This is a genomic window from Kribbella qitaiheensis (assembly GCF_042657745.1).
Lineage (GTDB): Bacteria > Actinomycetota > Actinomycetes > Propionibacteriales > Kribbellaceae > Kribbella > Kribbella qitaiheensis.
Genome location: NZ_JBHSKE010000003.1, coordinates 123,679 through 147,042, shown reverse-complemented (window position 1 = coordinate 147,042; position 23,364 = coordinate 123,679). Strand labels below are relative to the sequence as shown.

Annotated in this window: 20 protein-coding genes; 10 read left to right on the top strand and 10 right to left on the bottom strand. The window is 64.9% G+C overall.

Features of this window, described 5'->3' with window-relative positions:
* Positions 1 to 128 precede the first annotated feature (128 nt).
* Positions 129 to 3,161, top strand: a complete 3,033-nt coding sequence (locus ACFPJ1_RS02245) for a DEAD/DEAH box helicase (RefSeq protein ID WP_380101076.1) — start codon at positions 129 to 131, stop codon at positions 3,159 to 3,161.
* Positions 3,161 to 4,516 (top strand): Hsp70 family protein, encoded by a 1,356-nt coding sequence (locus ACFPJ1_RS02240; protein ID WP_380101075.1) that lies wholly within the window; start codon positions 3,161 to 3,163, stop codon positions 4,514 to 4,516. The genes ACFPJ1_RS02245 and ACFPJ1_RS02240 overlap by 1 nt, the downstream gene beginning before the upstream one ends.
* A 1,509-nt stretch (positions 4,517 to 6,025) precedes the next feature.
* Here ACFPJ1_RS02240 and ACFPJ1_RS02235 read toward each other — a convergent pair.
* Together ACFPJ1_RS02235 and ACFPJ1_RS02230 are read right to left on the bottom strand one after the other, a co-directional pair.
* Positions 6,026 to 6,916, bottom strand: a complete 891-nt coding sequence (locus ACFPJ1_RS02235; RefSeq protein ID WP_380101074.1) for an HNH endonuclease — start codon at positions 6,914 to 6,916, stop codon at positions 6,026 to 6,028.
* Positions 6,917 to 6,956: 40 nt separating this feature from the next.
* Positions 6,957 to 7,568: a DNA/RNA helicase domain-containing protein gene (locus ACFPJ1_RS02230; protein ID WP_380101073.1), complete on the bottom strand. Its 612-nt coding sequence runs from the start codon at positions 7,566 to 7,568 to the stop codon at positions 6,957 to 6,959.
* 202 nt (positions 7,569 to 7,770) lie between these two features.
* Here ACFPJ1_RS02230 and ACFPJ1_RS02225 point away from each other — a divergent pair, with 202 nt between their 5' ends.
* Together ACFPJ1_RS02225 and ACFPJ1_RS02220 are read left to right on the top strand one after the other, a co-directional pair.
* On the top strand, positions 7,771 to 8,730 hold the full coding sequence (locus ACFPJ1_RS02225) for a helix-turn-helix transcriptional regulator (RefSeq protein ID WP_380101072.1): 960 nt from the start codon (positions 7,771 to 7,773) through the stop codon (positions 8,728 to 8,730).
* A 219-nt stretch (positions 8,731 to 8,949) separates the two neighbouring features.
* Positions 8,950 to 9,093, top strand: a complete 144-nt coding sequence (locus tag ACFPJ1_RS02220; RefSeq protein WP_380101071.1) for a hypothetical protein — start codon at positions 8,950 to 8,952, stop codon at positions 9,091 to 9,093.
* A gap of 263 nt (positions 9,094 to 9,356) precedes the next feature.
* Here the strand turns inward: ACFPJ1_RS02220 and ACFPJ1_RS02215 are convergent, their stop codons facing one another.
* Both ACFPJ1_RS02215 and ACFPJ1_RS02210 read right to left on the bottom strand, forming a co-directional pair.
* The gene (locus ACFPJ1_RS02215) at positions 9,357 to 9,710 is read right to left on the bottom strand and encodes a hypothetical protein (RefSeq protein ID WP_380101070.1); all 354 of its coding nucleotides are present in this window, start codon (positions 9,708 to 9,710) and stop codon (positions 9,357 to 9,359) included.
* Between the two features lie 558 nt (positions 9,711 to 10,268).
* Positions 10,269 to 11,417, bottom strand: coding sequence for an epoxide hydrolase family protein (locus ACFPJ1_RS02210; protein WP_380101069.1), 1,149 nt, complete (start codon positions 11,415 to 11,417; stop codon positions 10,269 to 10,271).
* 60 nt (positions 11,418 to 11,477) lie between these two features.
* On the opposite strand from ACFPJ1_RS02210, the gene ACFPJ1_RS02205 reads away from it, so the two are divergent.
* The 3 genes from ACFPJ1_RS02205 to ACFPJ1_RS02195 all read left to right on the top strand — a co-directional run bounded on the left by ACFPJ1_RS02205 (position 11,478) and on the right by ACFPJ1_RS02195 (position 14,494).
* Positions 11,478 to 12,449 carry a helix-turn-helix transcriptional regulator gene (locus tag ACFPJ1_RS02205; RefSeq protein ID WP_380101068.1) on the top strand — a complete coding sequence of 324 codons (972 nt, stop codon included), beginning with the start codon at positions 11,478 to 11,480 and terminating at the stop codon, positions 12,447 to 12,449.
* Between the two features lie 208 nt (positions 12,450 to 12,657).
* Entirely contained in the window at positions 12,658 to 13,419 is a 762-nt protein-coding gene (locus tag ACFPJ1_RS02200) for a 3-hydroxybutyrate dehydrogenase (protein WP_380101067.1), read from the top strand.
* A 232-nt stretch (positions 13,420 to 13,651) separates the two neighbouring features.
* Complete coding sequence (locus ACFPJ1_RS02195) at positions 13,652 to 14,494, top strand: alpha/beta fold hydrolase (RefSeq protein WP_380101066.1); 843 nt, start codon at positions 13,652 to 13,654, stop codon at positions 14,492 to 14,494.
* Positions 14,495 to 14,681: 187 nt separating this feature from the next.
* Here the strand turns inward: ACFPJ1_RS02195 and ACFPJ1_RS02190 are convergent, their stop codons facing one another.
* From ACFPJ1_RS02190 to ACFPJ1_RS02165, 6 genes are all read right to left on the bottom strand, one after another.
* The gene (locus ACFPJ1_RS02190) at positions 14,682 to 15,743 is read right to left on the bottom strand and encodes a branched-chain amino acid ABC transporter permease (RefSeq protein ID WP_380101065.1); all 1,062 of its coding nucleotides are present in this window, start codon (positions 15,741 to 15,743) and stop codon (positions 14,682 to 14,684) included.
* The gene (locus ACFPJ1_RS02185; RefSeq protein WP_380101064.1) at positions 15,740 to 16,612 is read right to left on the bottom strand and encodes a branched-chain amino acid ABC transporter permease; all 873 of its coding nucleotides are present in this window, start codon (positions 16,610 to 16,612) and stop codon (positions 15,740 to 15,742) included. The genes ACFPJ1_RS02190 and ACFPJ1_RS02185 overlap by 4 nt, the downstream gene beginning before the upstream one ends.
* On the bottom strand, positions 16,609 to 17,871 hold the full coding sequence (locus ACFPJ1_RS02180; RefSeq protein ID WP_380101063.1) for an ABC transporter substrate-binding protein: 1,263 nt from the start codon (positions 17,869 to 17,871) through the stop codon (positions 16,609 to 16,611). The genes ACFPJ1_RS02185 and ACFPJ1_RS02180 overlap by 4 nt, the downstream gene beginning before the upstream one ends.
* Before the next feature lie 24 nt (positions 17,872 to 17,895).
* On the bottom strand, positions 17,896 to 18,579 hold the full coding sequence (locus tag ACFPJ1_RS02175) for an ABC transporter ATP-binding protein (protein ID WP_380101062.1): 684 nt from the start codon (positions 18,577 to 18,579) through the stop codon (positions 17,896 to 17,898).
* Position 18,580: 1 nt separating this feature from the next.
* Positions 18,581 to 19,363 carry an ABC transporter ATP-binding protein gene (locus ACFPJ1_RS02170; RefSeq protein WP_380101061.1) on the bottom strand — a complete coding sequence of 261 codons (783 nt, stop codon included), beginning with the start codon at positions 19,361 to 19,363 and terminating at the stop codon, positions 18,581 to 18,583.
* 230 nt (positions 19,364 to 19,593) lie between these two features.
* A complete protein-coding gene (locus tag ACFPJ1_RS02165) occupies positions 19,594 to 20,538 on the bottom strand; it encodes a hypothetical protein (protein WP_380101060.1) in 945 nt (314 codons plus the stop codon).
* Positions 20,539 to 21,063: 525 nt separating this feature from the next.
* Between ACFPJ1_RS02165 and ACFPJ1_RS02160 the strand changes: the two genes are divergently transcribed.
* The 3 genes from ACFPJ1_RS02160 to ACFPJ1_RS02150 all read left to right on the top strand — a co-directional run bounded on the left by ACFPJ1_RS02160 (position 21,064) and on the right by ACFPJ1_RS02150 (position 23,355).
* A complete protein-coding gene (locus ACFPJ1_RS02160) occupies positions 21,064 to 21,471 on the top strand; it encodes a hypothetical protein (protein ID WP_380101059.1) in 408 nt (135 codons plus the stop codon).
* 112 nt (positions 21,472 to 21,583) lie between these two features.
* Complete coding sequence (locus ACFPJ1_RS02155) at positions 21,584 to 22,168, top strand: OsmC family protein (protein ID WP_380101058.1); 585 nt, start codon at positions 21,584 to 21,586, stop codon at positions 22,166 to 22,168.
* On the top strand, positions 22,165 to 23,355 hold the full coding sequence (locus ACFPJ1_RS02150) for an NAD(P)/FAD-dependent oxidoreductase (protein ID WP_380101057.1): 1,191 nt from the start codon (positions 22,165 to 22,167) through the stop codon (positions 23,353 to 23,355). The genes ACFPJ1_RS02155 and ACFPJ1_RS02150 overlap by 4 nt, the downstream gene beginning before the upstream one ends.
* Positions 23,356 to 23,364: the final 9 nt, after the last annotated feature.

Below are 23,364 nucleotides of genomic sequence, written 5' to 3'. Positions count from 1 at the left end.
CGCGGGCTTGGCATGTGACAGTACTTCCTGATTGTCCGAGAGTGCTACAAGGGCTAGCGCCGCACACTTCAAAAATGTCGGCGAGGGCTACTACGATGCCGAGTGCATCACGACGCAGGGAGGAGATCGTGAACGGGCCGAGTTTTGCCGCTGGTGTTCAGGTTCGACAACGAGCGACAGGCGACGCGGGCGTCGTCCTTGAGGCGGCGGGTGACAACGCACGCGTGGCCTTCGCAAGTGGAACTAGGTATGTCTCAGTGCATGACCTTGAGTCGCTCGAGCTTGAGCCACACCTGCTGTTGGCGGAGGGCGTCCGAGGCGACGCGAACGCCGCATTGCTCCGGCTACTCGCACGGCTTGTGTTGCACGCGTACCGGTTCGACTCCAGCGCGGCCCTCTCCAACGCTCGGCTGGAGCCGAAACTCCACCAAGCCTTCGTGGCCCATCGCGTCGTTGCCCAAAAAATTGCGCCACGGATGATTCTGGCCGACGAGGTCGGTCTCGGGAAGACTATCGAGGCAGGCCTCATCATCAAGGAGCTCCGCGCCAGGAAGGTACTGGAACGAGTTCTTATCGTGACGCCGGCCAGCTTGACGAGGCAATGGCAGTCGGAGCTTGCGTCGAAGTTCAACGAGCCGTTCGAGATCATCGATGGCGCGGCTGCGGAGCACTATGGCCGCGGCGGTAAGAACCCGTTCGAGCGGGTGCCGAACGTGATCTGCTCGCTCCCGTTCGCAACGCAGGCCAAGCGCCAAGAGCAGATTGCCGGAGCGAACTGGGACATGGTCGTGTTCGACGAGGCTCATCGTGTGCGCCGAACGCGGTCTGGCAACTCCTCGCCTCGCAGCACGCAGGCTTATCGCCTGGCCGAGGATCTGAAGGACCAAGTGCACGGACTTCTCCTGCTGACGGCGACGCCCGTTCAGCTCCACGAGTACGAACTCTTCTCGCTCATTGAACTGGTGGAACCGGGCCTATTTGTCTCTTCGACGCACTTCGACCGCGAGCGTCTCCAGATCCCCAAGCTAAACCGACTGATGCATCAGCTGCAAAGGTGGGAGTCCGAAACGGATCCCGATCATCAGGCTGCACTGGAGCACTACCGGTCCCTGATGGCCGGTCGAGACGGCGGAACTGCAGCCGTCGACTTGATGACTTCGGCAGGTCGTGAGGCGGCCAAGGATGCCTTGGTTGAGCTACACCCGTTGGCGAACGCCATTGTTCGAAACAGGAAGTCCGAGCTCAATCTCGGCGGCGAGCGTACTGCGACCGTCGTGCAGGTATCCCTGTCGCAACAAGAGCTTGATATCTATGACGAAGTCTCGGAGTACTTGCGTAGCGTTTACTCGACCGCGATGGGGACGAAGAACACAGCCGTTGGGTTTCTCATGGTGATCTATCACAAGATGCTGACGAGCAGTTCGCATGCCCTACGCGTCAGCTTTCGCCGCCGTATCGTCCGCCTGCGACATGTACTCCGTGCCGCGAAGGAATCGAAGCGAGTCGCGAAGGCGAGCGTTTTGGATTGGGACGATCCCGAAGAGCAGTCGGAGGCGCTGGCGGCCGTCGAAGGGCAAGGAACCTCGTTCGAGATCGCGGCACTCGAGCTGGAGATCCACCAGCTCGAGCGCATGGCGGATGAGCTCGATGACGTGCGCGATACCAAAGCCAAGGAGCTCGTTCGACTGTTGATGGACGCTCTCAAAGGGGGAAACGACAAGGCTGTGGTCTTCACTCAGTTCATCGAGACCCAGTTGTTCCTTGCTGAGACCTTGAAGTACAACGGGCTCGATGTGGCGGTCTTCAACGGGCGGATGTCCGCTGAGGAGAAGGAGACTGCCATTCGTCACTTCCGCGAGAAGTCGCATGTACTTGTCTCGACCGAAGCTGGCGGTGAAGGCCGCAACCTTCAGTTTGCCAACATCATCGTGAACTATGACTTGCCGTGGAACCCGATGAAGGTCGAGCAACGCATCGGACGACTCGACCGGATCGGGCAAACGAAGCCGGTCGAGATCTTCAATCTCGTTTGCAAAGGGACCATCGAGGAGCGGATTCTCGAAGTTCTGCGGGATCGGATCAGGCTGTTCGAGGAGTCGATCGGCGCGTTGGATCCGATCCTAGGTGGGATTGAGAAGGACATTGAGCGGATGGCGTTTGCTGGTAGCCAATCGTCTGTCGATGCGCAATTCAGGCAGTTCGGCCGCGATCTCGAGCGACGAGTCCAGGAAGCGAGGCTGTTGGAACAGACGATGGCTGACTTCGTGCTCGACCGCGCCAGCTTCCGACTTGATGAGGCGAACAGGCTTCTCGGCAAGGAGTCGTTTGCGCAACCCGCGCACCTCCGAGCTGTGATCGAGCGTGGTCTCGAGCACTTAGGCGGCACGGTCACGGATCACGCAGAGGGTGGAAGCGTCATCAACCTCTCGCCGCGGCTCGCGAGTCGCATCGGTGTGCGAGAAACTACTTGGCGGGGTGTCTTCAGCCCTGAGGAAGCCGTGCGGATGGATGATCTCGACTTCTTCGCCTGCGGCCACTCCCTAGTCGACCGGCTTCTGACGGCGATGGCAGAACTTCCTGACGGGAAGGTGGGATGCCGACACAGTTCGAGCGTCGGACCTGGTACTTGGGTCGAGGTCATTTATCGGCTGTCAGCTGAGCTCGTAGTCGAGAAGTCTCGGCTTGTGCGGCACCTTGTGAACGAGGACGGCGTCATTCGTTCGCAGGAGCTCCGAGAACTGCCGCTGGAGGACAAGCCGAGCCAGGCCAATCGGGCGGCCTGGGTTGCGGACGGCGTTGCTCGCAGCGACAGATTGTTCCAGCGGGAGTTCAGGGACTTCCGATTGGAGCACGGGGATCGTTTCGAGGACGATCGAGAGCAGAAGCTGCTGAGGCTGAAGCGAGTATTCGAGAGCCAGCGGCAGCGGTTGACGAGTGAGATCGAGTCGGCGGAAGAGTGGCTGGCGGAGCGCTCGCTGGAGATTGCGGTGAGCGCTCGTGATCAGAAGATCCTGCCGGCACGCAGAGGCCGCCTCGAGAAGCAGCGGGCGAGGCTAGCCGATCTGGAGCAGGAATACAGCGCAGATCGCGAGGCCCTGCTCAAACAAGAACTCGCAGTGCACGGCGAGGTAATAGGGGCATCAATCGTCTTGGGGGGATAGTGAAGACACCGATTGCGTATGGAATCGACTTCGGCACGACCAACAGTGCGCTGGCCGTCGCCTTCGATGATGGAACGACGCAGGTCCTCGGCGTCGACGCGGGGGAGCAGTTGCTGCCGTCAGTCGTCTATCTGCACCGGAATCAGAACAGACTGGCAGGCAATGAGGCGCTGGCGACGTTCTTGGTGACCGGCTCGGATCGGACAAGGTGTCGTGGCTGCACTCTGGTTAGCTGGGACGCAGGTGAGCCAGCCACTGATTGCCGGCAGTGCAGGAGTGGAGGTTTCTGCCTCGACTCCAGACTTATCAGCCAAGTGAAGTCGAGCCTTAGCGAGGATCCCCGCTTCGTCACGCATAGTTGGGCTGCCGATTTCCATCTCGAGGACCTAGTCGCTGTCGTCCTGCGGCGGCTGAAGGTTGCAGCCGATCGATCCCTCGGGGCTGAGATCGATCGAGTCGTCCTTGGTCATCCAGTGCGATTCGTCGGCGCCGCTGGACCCGAGTTCGAATCGACTCAACGGCTCGCACAAGATCGCCTACGCCGTGCTGCTGAGCGAGCGGGCTTCACCGATGTCGTCTTGTTGCCGGAGAGCCAGGCTGCGGTGGCGGTGGATGGCATCGACGAAGGTTTTGTGGTCTGCACTGACTTCGGCGGTGGGACGTTCGATACCGCAGTCATCGACCTCCGAGCGGATGCCGCACTCGTAATCGCCTTGGATGGCGTTGCGGTTGGTGGCGAGGAGTTCGATGCCAAGATTTTCGATGGTGTCGTGGGCCCGGCTCTCGGCCTCGATCAGACGTTCTCGCGACGAGACGGTGGAACGCGACAACTCGCCGCTCACGTCCGTAGGAAGCTGAGATCCCTATCCGGCCTTCGGACTCTCTTGAGTCATGGGGACGCGAGCGTCGCGCTCAGCCAGTTTGTTGAATTGGATCACGACGGCGAGCTGGCACGTCTAATCGGTGAGTTGATCTACGGCGGTCAGGCTGTTGCGTTTTACGGCGCAATCGAAACCGCCAAGAAGGAGCTGAGCGACGCGGACAAGACATCTGTCACATTTCGCAGACCGTGGATCGATCTCGAGATTCCGCTCGCGCGAACGACGTTCGAAGCACTGATAGCCTCAGATTTGGCCTTGGTGAGACGTTGCCTCGAGGACAGCTGCGCCGGCGCAAAGATCGAGCCGTCCGACGTCGACTTCGTCACGAAAACCGGCGGTAGCTCGCGGATACCGGCCTTCGATGCGTTGTTGAGGTCCACCTTTCCATCCGCCGAAATCATCGAGCGTGATCCGTTTACGTGCGTCGTGACTGGGTTGGCGGAGTACGCGGCTGAGGAGTGGGCTGATGAGTGATCCGTTTATTCCCTCCGGTCGTGAGCTCGATGAAGGATTGGATCCTCGTCGACGCAAGACTCGCTTCGGCCGTCTGCTGGACAAAGTCACACCGGCCGGGCGCAGAGAAAAGAGCAGGATTCGTGCGCTGAGGCTCACAGTTCAGCCCGGCGTAGGGGAACGCCAAGCAGTTGCAGGTAGACGGCCAGAGCCCCTTGGCGCCTCTCCCACCGAGACTGGCACACAAGACGCCGGCGAGGCTTTCCGGGACTCCGCTGACACCGTCGATGAGATCTCAGCCGCACTCGGCGTGAGTGTCTACAACCTCTGTTCTGTCATCGTGGCCGCGGGAAACATCAACGCTTCAGGCGAGGTTGTTGATCGCTGTCTTGGGGAGTCGCAGTTGGCCAACGGCACGCGGAACCTAATCTCCTGGCTCGCCGACATCCACGGCCTTCCGACTGGCAACGGGCGACCTTCGTGGCATGCTCGTTCTGACCACGCGAGCCTGCCAGGTGGGGTGTATAGAGTTCTCGCGTTCATTACTTCGATTGAGAACAGCGATCGTCTCGGCGAATATCGGCGAAGCCTCGGTGTGCGTCGTGAAGCCGAGGCGGCCATACGGCGGCTCGACGGCGCTGCCGTCAAGTATCCAGGGCTCGCGCAACTAGCCCGTCAGTTGCGCCGAGGAGATACCTCAGGTGTCGAGCGGCATCATCACTATGGCAGCGCCGCGTGGATGGCCGCGCATACGGAGATAGCGGAAGCTGAGACTATCGTCCGCGCAGCGGGGCCGGCGACGATGAACATGCCACTGCTCCCGAGGACACCGACACAGGGGATGCCGGCTCGTGATGCGGTTATCGTAGATGCCGTACTGCATAGGATCGAGGACATTCCCACTCGACGGCGCGGACTGGAAAAATCCTTGGCTGAGGTTCGGAATGCCGCATTAGCACGCAGAGACAAGGGGGTGGTGGTTAGCTGGCTGGAGCGGCATGGGATCGAATTCGATTCGGCGAAACCAGTCGCGCCCTCGCCACGGCAGCGCCGCAGGGCGGTAAGTTTGCCGCCGGCGAAACCTGAGTTCCTGAGCGCCGATCGTAATTACGGTCCTGCCGGGGGTGCACCAGGCGTGAACGGATTGCGGATCTGTAGACGTTGTCGTACGGCTCCCGCCGACCGAGGTGCTCTCTGCGATGGATGTGCAGATGTAAACGACTGATCACACACACCTCGAGGGGGGCACCTACGGCGGTGCGCACGGGTTCGGTGTGAGCATTCGTCAGCAGGGCGGCGTCCGAAAGCAGGGTGGTAGGACGAATAGCCGAACTGACGCACTCCAGGCCCGGCTGATGGACGCAGGGCAACCAACTGAATCGCCCCAGGATCTCTGCCGCTCTCAGACTGCGCGAGCCGGTTGAGCGCCGGCAAGGGTGCTGGACTGTCAATGCCAGGGGTGTTGCTCAAGGATCATCCCAACTAAGTGTGTGAACGGTCTCGTTCCCGCCGGTGCAGAAGCCCGAACCGCTAGCTGGCTCTGAACTGTTCGTATCGCCATTCGAGTGCGTGGGAGCTGGGCCGCTCATGCTTTCGAGCGGGCAAGGAGATGGTTGTCCCGTGCATCTGCTGAAGGCCGTACTTCAGCATCGGCCCATCGGTCTCCTCCAAGAGCCCCTTGTTGATCTGTACAACGCAGTCGGGGCGGATGCCGAGTAGGTTCTGGTCGTACGCGGCGTGATGGATCTTGCAGAGGCTGAGGCCGTTGGTCACCAGCGGCAGACCGATCTCTTCGGAGTCCGGGACGATATGCGCGGCGTCGAGGAGTTCGCCGTGTTGGAGGCGACAGACTGCGCATTGTGTCTGGTAGGCCCGAATGACTGAGCCACGGAAAACTTCCTGATGGAGGCGGCGCCGAGTGACCTGCTCCGCATACCGCTTTACTGGTCCTGACAAGCTCTGCGGATGTTCGATGAAGCGCAGCGATTCGTCGAGAGCGATCATGAATTGTCTGGCGGAGTCGTCGTGTGCGATCGCAAATACGGGAAAGATCGGTACGAAGACGCCTGGCTCCAGTTTGTGAAGCAAGATCAGCGGAGCACCCAAGCCGATTGCTTGACGCAGCTTTCGGTTGTCGCCATCGGTAGAACCGGCTCGGTAGGCGTAGAGGAAGAAGCCGCGATCGACCTGACGGTCGTCGTACGGGCCTGTTGGGGAACTGACGATGGACAGGGTCGCGTTGAGATCGCGGGGGTTCCAGATTCCGCGAGAGGCATCGATCAACCGTCGCCGTTCGCCATTGACCTCGAAGTTGGTCAGCTGCTCACGTGTGACCGTTCCGCCGGAGAGATCGCGGAGATGAGCTAGGCGTGCCATGATCACATGCCGAAGAGCGAAGTCCGCGGCGATGTCCAGAACCATGAGTCAACTTCCGTCGGGGGACCGTGCTTTGTAGCTGATCTTATTGGATGCGGTCGCCTCGAATCCGATTGCATCGGCGCTGTGCTGCGCGTCGAGGATGAAATTGTCCACCAGGAAGCAGAGGACTGCACTCCGATTCGGTCAACTCCCGATCAAGCTCTGCTGCGCCCGTGGGTCGTCGGTCACGTTTGCAGTCTTTCAGGCCTCGGGTGGGGTGCGGCGTTTGCCTCTTCGTCGAGGCCGAAGTTAACGAAGACTGCAACGAGCGTGTCGGAGGCGTTGCTGACAGTCCAGATGCCGTGTCCGCCGTCACCGATGCCGCTTTCGCAAAGTACGTCGCTGGGGCCGCGTTTACGGTCTCGCGGTTGCGGTTGCGGAAGGCGGAGGCCTTGTTGGAGTCGCGGATTGTGGTGAAGTGGCCGTTGCGCCAGACGAGGTCGGGGCCGATGATGACGCCGCTCCAGCCGTATTCGAAGCCCTGGGCTGTGTAGACGCAGCCAACCTGGTCGAAGCCGTTAGGCTCGGTGTGGCCCAGAGGGCGTCTGGCGGAGCCTCGCCGACCTTGGGGGCGCCTTTGAGGTTCCTGGGGCGGGACCAGGTTCCTAGCTAGACGTCTGGGACGAGGGTCTTGTCGGGGCGTGGGTCGCCTCACGGCCAGCGGTAGCTGGCGGTCATGCAGGCAGCGTAACTTTCGGCGGCCCTGGCTATGAGTGTTGCCTCCAGCGCCTCGGGTGTGTCGGCGACTTGCGCTTCGAAGGACGGGTCGCCTGTCCAGGGAGTCGGCTCACCTTCGGCGAGGCCTAGCTGGACGATCGCGGAAGGAAGTTGGCCGCGATTGCTGGAATGATGAAGGCATGTTGGAGACGTCGGCGCGGTTGCTTCGGTTGTTGTCGTTGTTGCAGGGGCGGCGGGACTGGGGTGGGCCGGAATTGGCGGAGCGACTTGGGGTGTCTACGCGGACGCTCAGGGCCGACGTGGAGAAGCTGCGGGGGTTGGGGTATCCGGTGGAGGCTCGGCCTGGGGTGGCGGGTGGGTATCGGTTGGGGGCTGGGGGGCAGATGCCGCCGTTGTTGTTAGATGACGAAGAAGCGGTGGCCGTGGCGGTCGGGTTGGGTGCTGCGGCGGGTGGGGGTGTGACGGGGATTCAGGAGACGTCTGTCAGGGCGTTGGTGAAGTTGGAGCAGGTGTTGCCGGCTCGCCTTCGGCATCGGGTGCGGAGTTTGCAGGCCGCGATGCTGACTGTGCCAGGATCCGGGCCGACTGTGGATGCTGAGGTGTTGACGGCGATCGCGGGGGCGATTCGGGCTGGCGAGCGGTTGCGGTTCGACTACCTGAAGCGCGACGGCGCGGCGAGCACCCGTACTACGGAGCCGCATCGGCTGGTGGCGTGGGGGCGGCGGTGGTATTTGGTGGCCTGGGATGTGGAGCGCGGGGATTGGCGGACGTTCCGGGTGGATCGGGTGGTGCCTCGTACGCCGACTGGGCCGCGGTTCGTGCCTCGGGTTCTCGACGAGGAGAGTGTGAAGGAGTTCGTGCAGCGGACTGTGGGTACGGCGTCCTGGCAGTACCGGGCGAAGGTGCGGGTACATGCTTCGGCGGAGTACGTGCAGGGGCGGATGCCGATTCCGATCGATCCTGAGGTGATCGACGACAGCACCTGCGAGGTGGAGTTGGGCTCGGATGCGCCGCATCAGCTGGCACTGTGGTTGGGCCTGCTCGACGCCGACTTCGAAGTACTCGATGCTCCTGAGTTGGCGGCCGCTGTGAAGGAAGTTGGCGACCGGTATCACCGCGCGGCGGCGAGGTTTCAGTAGTCAACGTTGTCGGTCGGGAGGTGCCGATGGGCGATCGCGGCGGGCTGGAGCTGGGCCGGCGCCGGGTGTGTTGACGGCTCCGCGGGCGGGCGCGACACCGGAGGCCGCGGCGAGGGCGGCTCGCAAGTCGGGTGGTCGGGGCTGGCGGATTGGTCCTGCTTCGCCCGGACCTCGAGTGCCGAACTGCGGTCGGGTGTGAGACAGGGCGTCCATTGTTTGATGTCTGGCGCCAACCTCGCGACGGAGACGGGTGCCGGCTACTTCAAAAGGGCGGTCGTTGCCCCGATGCTCGAACGAGATCACTTCCCGGTACGGCGGACCGTCGTCTTCTGCCTCGAACTCTCGATAGACAAGGCGATGTGACGGACCCAGTTCCTGGTTGTGCCGGGTTTCCTGGACGACTGGCAACTTGATCGCTGCGCAGTCCCTGAGGTCGTGATGGTTCGGCGAGAAGCCGAGTCGCTTGCCTTCGAAGGATTCTTCTCGTCCGTTGGCCAAAGCCTGGAGTCCGACCTTGAGCGCGCGGAACTCGCGATCGCGGAGACCGCCGGGCTGCGTCTTCGCCGCGTGCGCCAGCGCGGCCAACTGTCGACTGACTCCGGGCTGCAACAGAAGCCGGTACTGCGTCATTTCGGCTTGCGGAAGTCGGAGTCGTCGATCTCCTCGTTCAGATCCCAGCCGATCTCGGCCGCTACGTCCTCAAGCGGTACCGAAGGCTGGTTGTCCGCCAGGCGTTGGCGGGTGATGTCGTAGAGATGCTCGAAGCCGTCCTCGTCCGCAGCGAGGGCGTCAAGTCGTTGCCACAACTCCCACGGGATGACCACTCCCTCCGGCTGGCCGGCGTCTCCGAAGACCATCGGTTCGGATTTTCCGGAGCGGAAGAGTTGGAGGAGGTTCGGAAGCAGCCTCGAGGCCTCCGAGGTGGCGATCACCCAGATACGCTCCCCGTCGGGGAGCAAGTACGGCGTTTCAGGGTTCATCGAGGTCCCTCTCCGGTCGGAAGTCTCAACAGAATAGGCCGAGAGGGACAGCGTCCTCTGGAGTTATCCACAGGCCGCCGCGTCTCAATGCAGTGCCCGCCTGCGCGACGGCGACGCCCTGACGGCGATTTGCTGGTCTGTGCGCGGATCGTGATCGGTGGGAAGGTGAAGGTTGGGTCTGTGGGAAGGGGCGGTCATGATTGCTCGTGTCTGGAGGACTGGGGTCGACGAGAGCCGGGCGGGGGAGTATGACGCGTTTGCGATTGAGCGGTCGGCGCCTATGTTTCGGCGGCAGGATGGGATTCGGGCGGTGTTCTTTGTCCGTACTGCGACGGGGCGGGCGGTGATCTCCGTGTGGCGGGATCTGGCTGCGGTGGAGGCGCTGGGGCAGTCGTCGGACTATCTGGAGACTGTTGAGGCGATTCGGGCTGCCGACTTTCTGAGGCCGCCGTGGACGGTTGAGTTGCTGCCCGTAGATAGCGCCTGGCTTGCGCCGGATCTTGTCTAGGCAGCCAGGCGGGGCGTCTCTGTGGAGACGCCCCGCGGTGGTGGTTGGGGTCAGGAGGCGCGGAGGCCGGCGAAGAAGGTACGGAGGTCGGTTACCACCTCGTTGGGCCGTTCCAGGGTGGCGTAGTGGCCGCCGTCCTTGAAGTTGCTCCAGTGCACGATGTTGGTGTTGTCGCGTTCGGCGAGCGAGCGGATCGTCTTGAAGTCGTCCGCGAAGACGGCAACACCGGTGGGCGCCGAGTTGAGCGCCGGTTCGGTGCCGGCGTGCGCCTCTTCGTAGTGGTAGCGGCCGGCGGCGGCTGACGTGTTGGTGAACCAGTAGAGCGAGACGTCGGTCAGGATCTGGTCGCGGGAGACCAGGCTGGTGCCGTTGCCGAAGTTGTTGAAGAGTTCGTTCCAGGCGAGCTGGCCGACCGGCGAGTCGGAGATGCCGACGGCAACGGTCTGCGGGCGGGTCGCGTTGATCGCGTTGTAGCCGCCGACCGACTGGAACCACTTCAGGTGCTCGAGGGCCGCGTAGTCCTCAGGCGAGAACTTCTCGAACTCGCTCGGGTCGCCCGACGGGAACGAGAACAGCTGCAGGACGTGCAGGCCGAGGTATCCGGGAGGGTTCAGCAAGCCGAGTTCGCGGGAGACCATGGCTCCGGCGTCGCTGCCGTGCGATCCGTACGACGAGTAGCCGAGGCGGCGCATCAATGTGTCGAAGGTGCGGGCCACCCGGGCCATGGTCCAGCCGCGGTCGACGAGCGGAGTACTGAATCCAAAGCCAGGGATCGAGGGGATCACAACCGAGAAGGCGTCCGAGGCCTTGCCGCCGTGAGCGACCGGATCCGTCAGCGGGCCGATCAGGTCGAGGAAGTCGACGAACGAGCCCGGGTAGGGGTGGATCAGCAGCAGCGGGGTGGCGTCGGCCTCGACTGACGGTACGTGGATGAAGTGCACGTTCTGGCCGTCGATCTCGGTCAGGTAGTGCGGGAATTCGTTCATCCGCGCCTCCTGCTCGCGCCAGTCGAACCCGGTCTGCCAGTGGTCGACCATCTCGCGGAGGTAGTGGTTCGGAGTACCGAGCTCCCAGTCGTCGACCGGGGCCGGCTCCGGGAGACGGGTGTTGGCGAGGCGGGCGAGCAGGTCGTCCAGGTCAGCCTGGGCGACATCGACGCGGAAGGGGTGGATCTCTGCGGGGGAGCCGTTGTTGTTCATGGCTTCACCGTAGGAGCCATATAGGAACGTTAGATTCCCAATTGTGAGACTATTTTCCGCATGCGTGAAACCTCGTCTCGGTTGCTCTCTCTGCTGGCCTTGATGCAGTCGCGGCCGGCCTGGCCTGGGTCCGAGCTGGCCGAGCGGTTGGGGGTGTCCACGAGGACCATCCGTAACGACATCGACCGGCTGCGGGAGCTCGGCTACCCCGTGGATGCGATGCGCGGTGCGGCTGGGTACTACCAGCTGGGCGTGGGGGCGAAGTTGCCGCCGCTGTTGCTGGACGACGAGGAAGCGGTTGCTGTTGCCGTCGGTCTGCGTACGGGCGCGGGGGTCAGCGGGATGGAGGAGAGCAGCGCTCGCGCGTTGGCGAAGCTCGAGCAGGTCCTGCCGCATCGCCTCCGCCGCCAGGTGAACGCGATCCACACGACGCTCTCGAAGGGCCCGGACAACACCGGGTCGAACGTGAAGGATCCCGAGGTGGATCCGGCGGTCGTCACGACGATCGCGGCGGCGATTCGCGATGAGCACTACCTGCGCTTCGACTACGCAGTACCGGAGTCAGAGAGCGCTCCCGCGTTTCCGATCCTGGTCGAGCCGTATCGGTTGGTGAGCTGGCAGCGCTATTGGTATCTGGTCGCGCGGGACGAGTCCGGCGAGTGGCACACCTATCGCGTCGACTGGATGGACCTGCGGATGGCGACCGGCCGCCGGTACAAGCCGCGGCCGATGCCGGAGGACGACTACATGGATTTCGTACTGCGTGACGTCGCCTCCACCGGGTGGAAAGTCCATGCCAGGATCACGGTGTTCGCCTCGGCCGAGGAGGTGCTCTCCCGAATCCACGCGGCCGTGGGCATCGTCGAATCCGTCGACGAGAACACCTGTCTCCTCATCACCGGCGCCGAGTCCCTCGAGGTGGTTGCCGTCTACATCGGAATGCTCGGCATCGACTTCCAGGTGACCGCCCCACTTGCGCTGGTAGAACACCTCAAGCTCATCGGAGAGCGCTACCTTCGAGCTGTCGAGTGAGTTCGGTCGGCTTCGTCCGACGCCCGCTCAATCCTCTTGAGTTGTTTGTCACTCGGGGCGGTCCCAAACTCGAATGGGCTACGCCATCGGCGTCGCTCGTGTGGATGTCTCCGCGCAGCGGGGTATGTCCGCGCCGGACATCTGACGGCTTGGCGGTGTGTGAGTAGAGGACGTGTTGGATCAAGCTCGCGATGCATAACGTCGGGGGATGGGCGATGTGGGGCTTGGCGCGCTGGTTGGGCGTTCCGTGGTGGTGACGGGCGGGGCCAGTGGGATTGGGGCGGCCTGCGCGGAAAGGTTCGCCGGCGCAGGTGCTGACGTGGTTGTGATCGACCTGGACGGTCCCCGAGCGAAGGAGGTTGCGGATCAGATCGGTGGCCGGGCTGAGATCCTGGACCTGTCCGACCTCGGTGCTGTGGATGCGCTCGAGCTGCGATGCGACATTTTGATCAACAACGCCGGGCTCCAGCACATCGCTGCGATCGAGGACTTTTCTCTGGAGCAGTTTTCGCTCATGCTGCGGGTCATGTTGGAGGCGCCGTTTCGGTTGGTGAGGCAGGTGTTGCCGGGGATGTATGCCAACGGGTGGGGGCGGGTCGTCAATATCTCGTCGGTGCATGGGTTGCGGGCGTCGCCGTTCAAGGCGGCGTACGTCGCGGCCAAGCATGGTCTTGAGGGGTTGTCGAAGGTGATCGCGTTGGAGGGCGCGGCGCAGGGGGTTACGTCGAACTGCATCAACCCGGCCTATGTGAGGACGCCGTTGGTCGAGAAGCAGATCGAGGCCCAGGCGGTCGCTCATGGGATTGAGCCTGATGAGGTGCTGGAACAAATCATCTTGGCGCCGGTGGCGATCAAGCAGCTGATCGAGCCGGAGCAGGTCGCTGAGTTGGCAGCCTATCTGTGCAGCCCGCATGCCGATTCGATGACGGGGACTTCCTTCGTGATGGATGGAGGGTGGACCGCACGCTGACCGAGACGAAGTTCCCTGAACCTGCTGGCTCGCGACGCTCCGGCCGAGGAGTACGACGAGGCGCTGCGTGCCGCGGTCGCAGCGGGCGCCAGGGGCGGCTACACCGCCTAGTGCGTTCCTGAAGACCATCGCGCACACGACATTCCTGTAACTCCCAGAGAGCTTGACGCGTCCTATATTGAGCGCCATGTCACGCAGATGGGTCGCCCTGCCTTGCCTGCTCACGGTCGTTGTGCTGGGGTTGATCGGCTGCAGCGCTGACACGGAAACGGGCGAACCGAGCCAGCCGCCGGTCCCGCCGACATCGGTCACGTCGGCGATCGTCACATCTGATTCGCCCAGCCCGTCCGCCGAGCCTCTCGGTGCGATCACGCCGAACGGACGGCCCACTTCGACGGTCCCGCCTTCGCCGCTGCCCGAGGTCGGCGCCACCTGCCTGGAGCCATCCGATCGCGCCCGCCGCGTCATCATTCCGACGAGTACTGGCGCGAAGCTCACCGCTGCGTTGTTGGGTCAAGGGCGACGCGGCGTGGTTCTCGTCCATGAATCCAACCAGGACGTCTGCCAATGGCTGCCGTACGCCCGCGAACTCGTGCGGAACGGCTACTTCGTTCTCGACCTCGATCTGTCGACATCCGGCTACGTGCAGTACGAAGGCGTGCAGCCGAGCCCGCTCGGCCTGTCCGTCTCGGCGGCAGCCGGCTATCTGCGCAAGCAAGGTGCAGGCAAGGTTGTCCTCGTCGGTGCCTCGATGGGCGGGACGGCGTCGCTGACCGCTGCGGCGATCACCACACCTCGGGTCGATGGAGTGGTGAGCCTGTCGGCCCCGGCGGAGTACGACGACATCGACGCCCGCACCGCGGCAGGGATGCTGCGCGTGCCGGTGCTTTATGGGGCGGCAGTAGACGACAGGAATTTCGCCGATGCCAGCAGGGTCTTGCATGCAGCGACCACCTCGCAGAAGTCGATCCAGATCGTGCCGGGTACCAGGCACGGTGTCGCCCTCGTTGCGCAGGACGGCGACCCGACGCTGCGGCGTGCCGTCGGCGCCTTCATCGCCATGCACACGCGCTAGCACGTTGGCGTCAGCTGTCGACCAGACCGGCGTTCCGAGCGGCCAAGGTCGCCACCACGACGTCCTCCACGGCAAGACCAACTGAAACGAAGACCGTGACCTCGTCGCCATCCAAGGTCGCCACGACGTCACCTCCGCCGCCGAAGAGCGTGTACAACCCCTGCGCTCCCGACGGCCGAACGGCTCATCACGGCTTCGGCGCTACGGCCGGCTCACGCTCAGCCACAGACGGAGTACCGCTGAGGTGCGGCTCGACATCAGCGACACCCCGGCGGCGGCCTCGCAGCAGGTGCGCGATGGTTCCCCACACGCCTCGCCGGAAGAGCAGCACGACGCCCACGAAGATGAGCCCGGTGATGAGGCCCGGGCCGGTGATGTTCAGCGGGCCGATGTGGATGCCCGAGGTCGCGACGTAGTCCTCCACCTGCACGATCAGAGCCGCGCCGATCACGCTGCCCCACAACGTCCCGATACCACCCAGCACCGTCATGATCACGACCTTGCCGGACGTCGTCCAGTACACCTCCTGCAGGGACGCGAACCCGTGGCTGATGGCGTACAGCCCGCCCGCGAGCCCGGACAGCCCGGCGGAGATGACGAAGATCATCACCTTGTACCGGTCGACCGGGAAGCCGAGGGACCGAGACCGCGCCGGGTTCTCCCGGATCGCGACGAGCACCCGGCCGAATGGCGAGTGCACCACCCGCCAAGCGATCACCAGGCCGATCAGCGCGATCGGCAACCCGGCGTAGTAGAAGTAGAACGGGTCCGACAGGTCCAGCCCGAACAGGTTCTTCGGGATGCCCTGCAGGCCGTTCTCCCCACCGGTGAGCCCGCGCCACTGGTTCGCGACGTAGTACACCAGCTGGGCGAAGGCGAGCGTCACCATCGCGAAGTAGATGCCCGTACGCCGTACTGCGAGCAGCGCGATCGGCACCGCCAGCGCCATCGCGACGACGGCGCCGCCGACAACGGCAACCGGGAACGGCACGCCGGTCTTGATCGCGATCGTGCCGGCGATGTACGCCGAGCTGCCCCAGAAGGCCGCATGCCCGAACGAGAGCAGGCCGGTGAACCCGAGCAGCAGGTCGAGCGCCACCGCGAACAGAGCCCAGGCAACGATGTCCATCGCCACCGGCGGGTAGATGAGCCAGGGCAGCGCGAGCGCGACCAGCAGGCCGCCGAGCACCGCGACCAGTCGCCACAGGCGGGGCATCGCGGCCAGCTTGCGGATCACCAACGCCGTCATGCCGCGCTCTCCTCACGGCCGAACAGACCGGCCGGTCGCCACAACAGCACGACGGCCATCAGGATGAAGACTGACGTGGTCGCGAGTCCGGGCACGTACACGTTGCCGAGCGCCTGCAGCATGCCGATCAGGAACCCGGCGGCGACCGAGCCGAAGATCGACCCCAGGCCGCCGATCACGACCACCGCGAACACGAGGATGATCAGATCCGCGCCCATCAGCGGACTGACGGCGCGCATCGGCGCCGCCAGTACGCCGGACAGGCCGGCCAGCGCGATGCCGAACCCGAAGACCGGCGAGATCCATCGCCCGACGTCGATGCCCATGGCCCTGGTCAGCTCTGGTCGTTCTGTCGCCGCTCTGACGATCATCCCGACTCGCGTCCGGGCCAGCAGCAGCCAGGCACCGAGCGAGACGAGCACCGAGAACACCAGGACGAAGACCTGGTACGCCGGGAAGTCGAACAGCCCGAGGTCGACCGTCCCACGGAGCCCGGCCGGCTGCGGGTACGGCTGCGGTTGCGAGCCGTACTTCATCCGCAGCAGGTCTTGGATGATCAGCGTGAGGCCGAAGGTCAGCAGGAAGTTGTACAGCGGGTCCAGCGAAACCAGCCGGCGGATGAGCGACCGCTCCAGCACCATCCCGACCGCACCGAGGAGCAGAGGGACCACCAGCAGCGAGACCCAGAAGCCGATGCCGGCCTCGTTGAGCAGGATGAACGCGCCGAACGCACCGAGCATGTAGAACGCGCCGTGGGCGAAGTTGACCACGCCGAGCATCCCGAAGATGACGGCCAACCCGAGTGCGAGCAGCGCGTAGAAGCTGCCGTTGACGAGTCCGTTGAAGGCGTGTTGAAGCAGATCGGTCATCCCTGGCCCATCTTGCAGGTGGTCTCGGACACCGGCTTGAACGCCTTGTCCGCAGGAATGGTGGTCACGATCTTCTCGTAGTCGTAGTCCTCCTTGACGTCGCTCTTCGGCTTCACCTCGGCGAGGTAGACGTCGTGGATGACGCGGTGGTCCTCGGCCCGGATCTTGCCGTTGCGCAGGAAGAAGTCGTTGATCTTCTTGCCCTCGAGGTTCTTCACCACGGCGTCCGACTCGTCGGTGCCGGCCGCCTGGACGGCTTCGAGGTAGTTCATCGCGGCCGAGTAGTTCCCGGCGTGAGCGAACGACGGCCGGGAGCCGGTCTTCTCCTTGAACTTGTCGGCCCAGTCGCGGTTCTGCTGGTCGAAGTTCCAGTACCAGGCGTCGGTGAACCTCGTGCCGGCCAACGCGTCCGGGCCGAGGGAGTGGATGTCGGTGATGAACATGAGGCCGACCGACAGGCCGACGCCCTTGTCCTTGAGTTTGAACTGGTTGTACTGCTTGACCAGGTTCACCAGCTCACCGCCGGCGTGCATGGTCCCCAGTACGTCGGGGTGCGCCGCGGGGGCCTGCAGCAGTTGCGACGAGAAGTCGCCACTGGTGTTCGGGAACTCCGACGACTTCTTGCCGACCACCTTGCCGCCGGACGTCTCGATGGCCTTGGTGAAGCTCTTCTCCATGTCCTGCCCGAACGCGTAGTCGGGGTAGACGATGTACCAGTTCTTCGCCCCGGCCTCGGTCACGGTCGTCCCGGTCCCGTTCGCGAGCATGTAGGTGTCGTAGGCGTAGTGGAAGGTGTACTTGTTGCACTTGTCACCGGTCAGCGCGGTCGTCGCCGCGGTGATGTTGAAGTACAGCTTCTTCTTCGCCGCGGCCTGCCCGGCGACGGCGAGCGCGGCCGACGAGGTCGGTACGTCGAAAATCGCGTCGGCCTGCTGCCGGTCGTACATCTCCTGCGCCTTGGTGTTGGCCACCTCGGGCTTGTTCTGGTGGTCGGCGACGACCACCTCGATGTTCTTGCTGACGGCATCGTCGGCGTGCTTGGCCTTGAAGTCCTCGACGGCCATCTTCACCGCCTCGACGGCGTTCGGGCCGGAGAGCGCGCTGTAGATGCCGGTCTGGTCGTTGATGACGCCCAGCACGATCTTGTCGTCGCTGATCTTCCCGCCGCCACTGGATGGGCCGCCCGCCCCGCCGCCGCAGGCTGCCAGCAGCGAGACGACCGCCAGGGTCGAGATCGCCGGGATGAGGTTTCTTCGCATCAGTTCTCCTCGAATGGTGGTCAGTCAGATGCCGAGGTACTCGAGCAGTTCGTGCTCGCGTTCCTTGACCTCGGCGTTGTCCAGCGTCTGCGCGACCCGGCCTTGGGCGAGCAGGTAGTGGCGATCGGCAACGGTCGAGGCGAACCGGACGTTCTGCTCGACGAGCAGCACCGTCACCCCGGCCGCCTTGACGTCGCGCAGGATGTCGCCGATCTGGTGCACGAGCACCGGCGAAAGACCCTCGGTCGGTTCGTCGCACAGCAGCAGCCGCGCGCCCATCCGTAGTACGCGGGCGATGGCGAGCATCTGCTGCTCGCCGCCGGAAAGCTTGGTGCCCGGGAACTTGCGGCGTTCCTTCAGCACCGGGAACGACTCGTAGACACGGTCCATGGACCACGCGCTGTCGCTGACGCCGGGTGGCAGCCTGAGGTTCTCCTCGACACTCAGGCTGGCGAAGATTCCGCGGTCGTCCGGCACGAGTCCGAGGCCACGACGGGCGCGCCGGTGAGCCGGCAGACCGGTGATGTCCTCGCCGTCCAGGGTGACGATTCCCGCCGTCGGCCGGTGGAGTCCCGTCAGGCAGCGCAGCAGCGTCGTCTTCCCGGCGCCGTTGCGGCCGACCAGGGTGACGACCTCGCCCGCCGCCACGTCGAGCGATACGTTCCGCAGTACCTGCGCCTCGCCGTACGACGCGCTGATGCCCTGCACGCTAAGCAGCGGACTCACCGCCCAGGTAGGCCTCGATCACTCGCGAGTCGTTGCGTACTTCGTCGTACGTGCCCTCGGTCAGGATCTGGCCGAACTGCAGCACCGTGACCCGGTCGGCGAGGCCTGCGACGACGCTCATGTTGTGCTCGACGAGAACGACCGTGCGGTTCGTACGGATCCGTCTGACGAGCTCGACCGTTCGCTCGACGTCTTCCATCCCCATGCCGGCTGTCGGTTCGTCGAGCAGGAGCACAGCGGGATCGAGGGCGAGTGCGAGGGCTAGCTCGAGTGCGCGCTTCTGACCGTAGGCAAGGGTTCCAGCCGGTATGTCGCGCTGCCGGGCGAGTCCGACCTCGTCGAGCAGCTCGCCGGCGCGGTCTCGGAACCTGGTCAGCACCCGGTCGGACACCCAGAACCGGTGGCCGAGCTTCGTCGTACCCATCAGGGCAAGCTCGACATGCTGCTGCAGCGTCAGCTGCTCGAACAGGTTGGTGATCTGGAACGAGCGAGCCACACCCAGCTGCGCGATCCGTTCCGGCGACGAGCCAGTGATGTCGCGGCCGCCCAGCCTGATCTGGCCGGCGCTTGGCTTGAGGAAGCCGGTCAGCAGGTTGAACAGCGTCGTCTTGCCCGCGCCGTTCGGCCCGACCAGTGCATGCACGTCACCTTCCGAGACGGTGAGGTCGACGCCGTCGACGGCGGTGAAGCCGCGGAAGCTCTTGCTCAGTCCGGTGGTCTCGATCACCGCCGCGGAATCGCCTCCGGGCGCGTTGCTTGGATCCATGGGGTGGAACCTAGGTGCGCAGCGAACCACGATCCATGTCGTCGGAGGACACACTGCTCGCGCAATTGGTGTGGCGGCCGCACAGCGGCAGTACGCCGCCCCACCTACCCCTCGGCCAATGCCCGAAGCCCGATCACCGTTCGTTCGGCCACTGGCGCCTTACAAGCCGCCAGTGGCCGAACGAACGGTGATCGGGCGGGTAGTTGCCTTGGGGCGCCATAGCTCCATGGTCAGTTGGTGGAGCGGACGCCGGTGATGGCGAAGCGTTCGACGGATTGGAGGTGGCCGCCGGTTGAGGCGACGATCGTCAGGGCGGGGTCGGTTGCGCCCTGGAAGGTGACTCGGGTGGACCATGGTTGTTGGTCGCCGCCGGTGGCGATGCAGCAGGAGGTGCCGATCGGCCGGCCGGATGATGGCTGCCGGATTTCTACTCGGATGGTTTCGTCCACGCCGGTGATCCGGCCGCTGACGGTGAGCGGTGAGACCGCGGTTGCGCCGTACTGTGGGCGGTCCAGCGTGAGCGTGGTGTCGGCGCTGCCGACGACCTCCCAGGGCGCATCCTGACCCTGACCGATCCGGACCAGGTGGAGTACTGCGGCGACGCTGACGGCACCTTCGACTGCCTGGTAGCCCACGGCGATCCGCGCATCGTCACCTCGGATCGAGCTGGACGCCACCTTGTTGATCTCGGAGAAGCCGAGGAAGCCGGTGGTGAAGGACAGTGCGGTCAGTTCCGCGTCCAGATGCCACGGCTGTTGCCCGCCAGCGCGGTACCTACGCTGCCAAGCGGCGGCCTCGGCTGTCGAGACGAACGGCCAGAGCGGCTGGTACGCGAACGGCCTCGGCAAGACCGAGGTGGTAGGCGTCGGTGATGCTGTGGGCACCGACGTGGTGGGCTCCGGGGTGGTTGGCTTCGGTGTGGGCGTGGCTGTGGTTGGCGGGCGGGTCGGCGTCGTACTGGCCGCTGTCGTACTGGCCAAAGGCAACGGAACGGCGGATTGGCCCGAGTCCGACTCGCCGCCGAGGAACACGACCGCGAGCCCGGACAGGAGCGCGGACAGCAGGGTGACCGCGGCGGCCGCAGCGATGATGATCACTGAGCGCGTACGCCGGGTTGTCCGCCGGAGTGGGTCCGGTTCGAGGCCGGGATCCTGGTCAGGGTCGCTCTGCGTCATGGCTGTCTCCCTTTGAATCGAGGAAACACCACAATCAGCGACCATGGCAGACCATCCCCGCAGCATTAATACAATTGATGTACGAGTTCTCAAACTGCGCCGAACCGCACACATCGTGTGATTACCTGTCCGTACGGTGAATTATTCGCGCCTCCTGGCCGTGGGTGGCAACATCCCTGATATCAGCCTTTGGGGTGTGCCGATATGTCACGAGCCAAACGGGCAATACCGCACAGGAAAGCGTCGATCGTCACCGCCGTCGGGATTACCGGCGCAGCCGTCGTGGTGGCTGTCGCAATGGCGGTGCAGTTGCGAGCCGACGACGGCCCGAGCGCGAATCCGGCTCCGATCACCTCTGTGCAGACGAACGGCGCGCAACAGACTCCGACTGTCGCGCCGACCCGGCCAAGCACGCCCACGGTCGTGGGTGCTCCAGATGCCATCCGTGCCTGCACCGCCGAGGTAGCCTCCACGGAAGCAGTCGTCGGGGCGACGCGTATCGCCGGATCACATTGGCGAGAGCATGTGCAAGCGCAAACGGACCTGGTCGCCGGCAAGAACACCGAGGGCGATACCAAGGCGATCTGGAAGCGCACCCGCCTCGCCGGGCCGGCCGACGCGGCCAGGCTCGGCGCGGCCACCTCGGCCCAACTCGTGACTCAAGGCAGTTGCGCCAAGCTCACTGGCCCAGCGGCGACTGCCTGCAGGCAACGGATGGCCGCCCTCAACGCGGCAGCCACCGCTGGACGCGCCGCGGCGGGCGACTGGGCGAGGCATCTCGCGATGATGGCTGCTCACGCGTCCGGCGACTTCGGCCCCGTGCATGCGCAGCAGGTCTGGATCGAGGCCTGGAGGGCTGCGCCGAAGAACCTCGACGCCTTCGCCCGGGCCGACGCGGCGCTGTCCAAAGCGCCGGCCTGCCCACCCTCCTGACCTCATCACACCTGGGCTCTCCTGTGCCGAAGAAGTCGTGGGGAAGGTTGAGGGAAGGTGGCATTCCTAGCGTCGGCGGGGTCATGGTCCATCTACCGAACGGAGTCTTGCCATGACCGCAACGGTTCAACGGCCTCCACGCAACGGTGTCGACGTACCGACGCTGTTCGCCACTCTCGACGCGGTGAAGGGGGCGCCGGAGATCGCCCAGTTCCAGTTCCGGGCGAACAACGAATGGATCAGCGGTACCCATAGCCGCTCCGTCATCCAGGGCTTCTACGGCGCCGGACAGGAGGACATGTCGCGCACCGACCCATTCGCGTACGACGCTGATCACCCCGCCGTGCTCGTCGGGTCGAACCAGGGCCCGACCCCGGTGGAGTTCCTCCTGCATGCCATCGCCACGTGCCTCACTGCGGGCCTGGTGAACATCGCCGCAGCCCGAGGGATCACCCTGCGGCGGGTGTCGTCGACTGTCGAAGGTGACATCGACCTGCTCGGCGTACTCGGCCTGTCCGATGTGGTCCGCAACGGCTACCGGCAGATCCGCGTGCACTTCGACGTCGAGGGCGACGCATCGCCCGAGGAACTGGCGGCGCTCGTTCAGCGGTCCCGCAACCGCTCCGCGGTGTACGACGTGCTCGTCAACGGCACCGATGTCCAGATCGATGTCAGCACCCCAGTGAAGCCATCGTGAATCCGCGGAACCGGCTCGGCGCCGCTTGGGACGCCATCGTTGTGGGCGGCCGCGTCGCCGGCGCCTCGACCGCGCTGCTGCTCGCTCGCAGCGGCCTGCGGGTATTGGTCGTGGACCGGGCCCGCCGCGGCTCCGACACCGTGTCGACGCACGCGCTGATGCGCGGCGGCGTCCTGCAGCTGCGGCGCTGGGGATTGCTGGACCGCGTCGTAGCAACCGGCGCGCCGCCGGTACGCCGGGCGACGTTCCACTACGGCACGGAGTCCATGGCGGTCTCGCTGAAACCGTATGCCGGTGTTGATGCCCTGTACGCGCCACGCCGTACCGTCCTCGACGCCATACTCGTCGACGCCGCGGAGGAGGCCGGCGCGCAGTTCCGCTTCGGGCCGGCTGTCACAGACCTGGCTCGCGACGGCGCCGACCGGGTCGTCGGTGTGGTCCTGCGCGACCATGGCGGGGCTAGCTGGACCGAGCGCGCGCGGCTGGTTGTCGGCGCAGACGGACGCGGCTCCGTGGTGGCTGGTCGGGTGGCCGCACCCACCATTGCGGCGGGCGCCCAGGCTGGGGCGTACGCCTACGGGTACTGGCCGGCCGCGGACCTGGACGGCTATCACTGGTACTACGGCGACGCCTTGTCCGCAGGCGCCATCCCCACGAACGACGGCCTCGCGTGCGTGTTCGTCGGCGGCCCGCAGGACGTACTCGCCAACGCGACTCGCAACAACGGTCCGGCCGCCGCACATCACGGGCTGCTGGCGCGGCTCGACGCCGGGCTCGCCGACCTCACCGTGGCGCCGTCGTACGGTCCGGTGCGGTTCTTCCGTGGGATGCCGGCGCGGCTGCGGCGTCCGTACGGACCTGGCTGGGCGCTGGTCGGGGACGCCGGCTGCTGGGTGGATCCGCTCTCGACTCACGGGATCACCGACGCGCTGCGCGACGCGGAGTTGCTCGCCGCAGCCATCGTCTCCGGGGCGGCATCGGAGCGCGCGGAGGGGATCGCGCTTGCCGACTACCAGGCGCAGCGGGATCGCATGGCCCTGCTGATGCAGCCGATCGTCGATCGCCTCGCCTCCCACGAGTGGGACCTTGCCGAGGCCCGCCGGCTGTTGCGCGGGCTGTCCTCGGTGATGGCGGACGAGGTCGAAGCGATCCGCGGCTTCGACTTAGCGCCCAGCCGCACCGCCTGACAGAGGCGG

What these genes read in the sequence shown, in the direction of transcription:
- ACFPJ1_RS02235 (WP_380101074.1), bottom strand. Translation starts at nt 6,916, where the DNA reads ATGGTTCTGGACATCGCCGCGGACTTCGCTCTTCGGCATGTGATCATG.
- ACFPJ1_RS02225 (WP_380101072.1), top strand. Translation starts at nt 7,771, where the DNA reads ATGTTGGAGACGTCGGCGCGGTTGCTTCGGTTGTTGTCGTTGTTGCAG.
- ACFPJ1_RS02220 (WP_380101071.1), top strand. Translation starts at nt 8,950, where the DNA reads ATGTCTGGCGCCAACCTCGCGACGGAGACGGGTGCCGGCTACTTCAAA.
- ACFPJ1_RS02215 (WP_380101070.1), bottom strand. Translation starts at nt 9,710, where the DNA reads ATGAACCCTGAAACGCCGTACTTGCTCCCCGACGGGGAGCGTATCTGG.
- ACFPJ1_RS02210 (WP_380101069.1), bottom strand. Translation starts at nt 11,417, where the DNA reads ATGAACAACAACGGCTCCCCCGCAGAGATCCACCCCTTCCGCGTCGAT.
- ACFPJ1_RS02205 (WP_380101068.1), top strand. Translation starts at nt 11,478, where the DNA reads ATGCGTGAAACCTCGTCTCGGTTGCTCTCTCTGCTGGCCTTGATGCAG.
- ACFPJ1_RS02200 (WP_380101067.1), top strand. Translation starts at nt 12,658, where the DNA reads ATGGGCGATGTGGGGCTTGGCGCGCTGGTTGGGCGTTCCGTGGTGGTG.
- ACFPJ1_RS02190 (WP_380101065.1), bottom strand. Translation starts at nt 15,743, where the DNA reads ATGACGGCGTTGGTGATCCGCAAGCTGGCCGCGATGCCCCGCCTGTGG.
- ACFPJ1_RS02185 (WP_380101064.1), bottom strand. Translation starts at nt 16,612, where the DNA reads ATGACCGATCTGCTTCAACACGCCTTCAACGGACTCGTCAACGGCAGC.
- ACFPJ1_RS02180 (WP_380101063.1), bottom strand. Translation starts at nt 17,871, where the DNA reads ATGCGAAGAAACCTCATCCCGGCGATCTCGACCCTGGCGGTCGTCTCG.
- ACFPJ1_RS02170 (WP_380101061.1), bottom strand. Translation starts at nt 19,363, where the DNA reads ATGGATCCAAGCAACGCGCCCGGAGGCGATTCCGCGGCGGTGATCGAG.
- ACFPJ1_RS02165 (WP_380101060.1), bottom strand. Translation starts at nt 20,538, where the DNA reads ATGACGCAGAGCGACCCTGACCAGGATCCCGGCCTCGAACCGGACCCA.
- ACFPJ1_RS02155 (WP_380101058.1), top strand. Translation starts at nt 21,584, where the DNA reads ATGACCGCAACGGTTCAACGGCCTCCACGCAACGGTGTCGACGTACCG.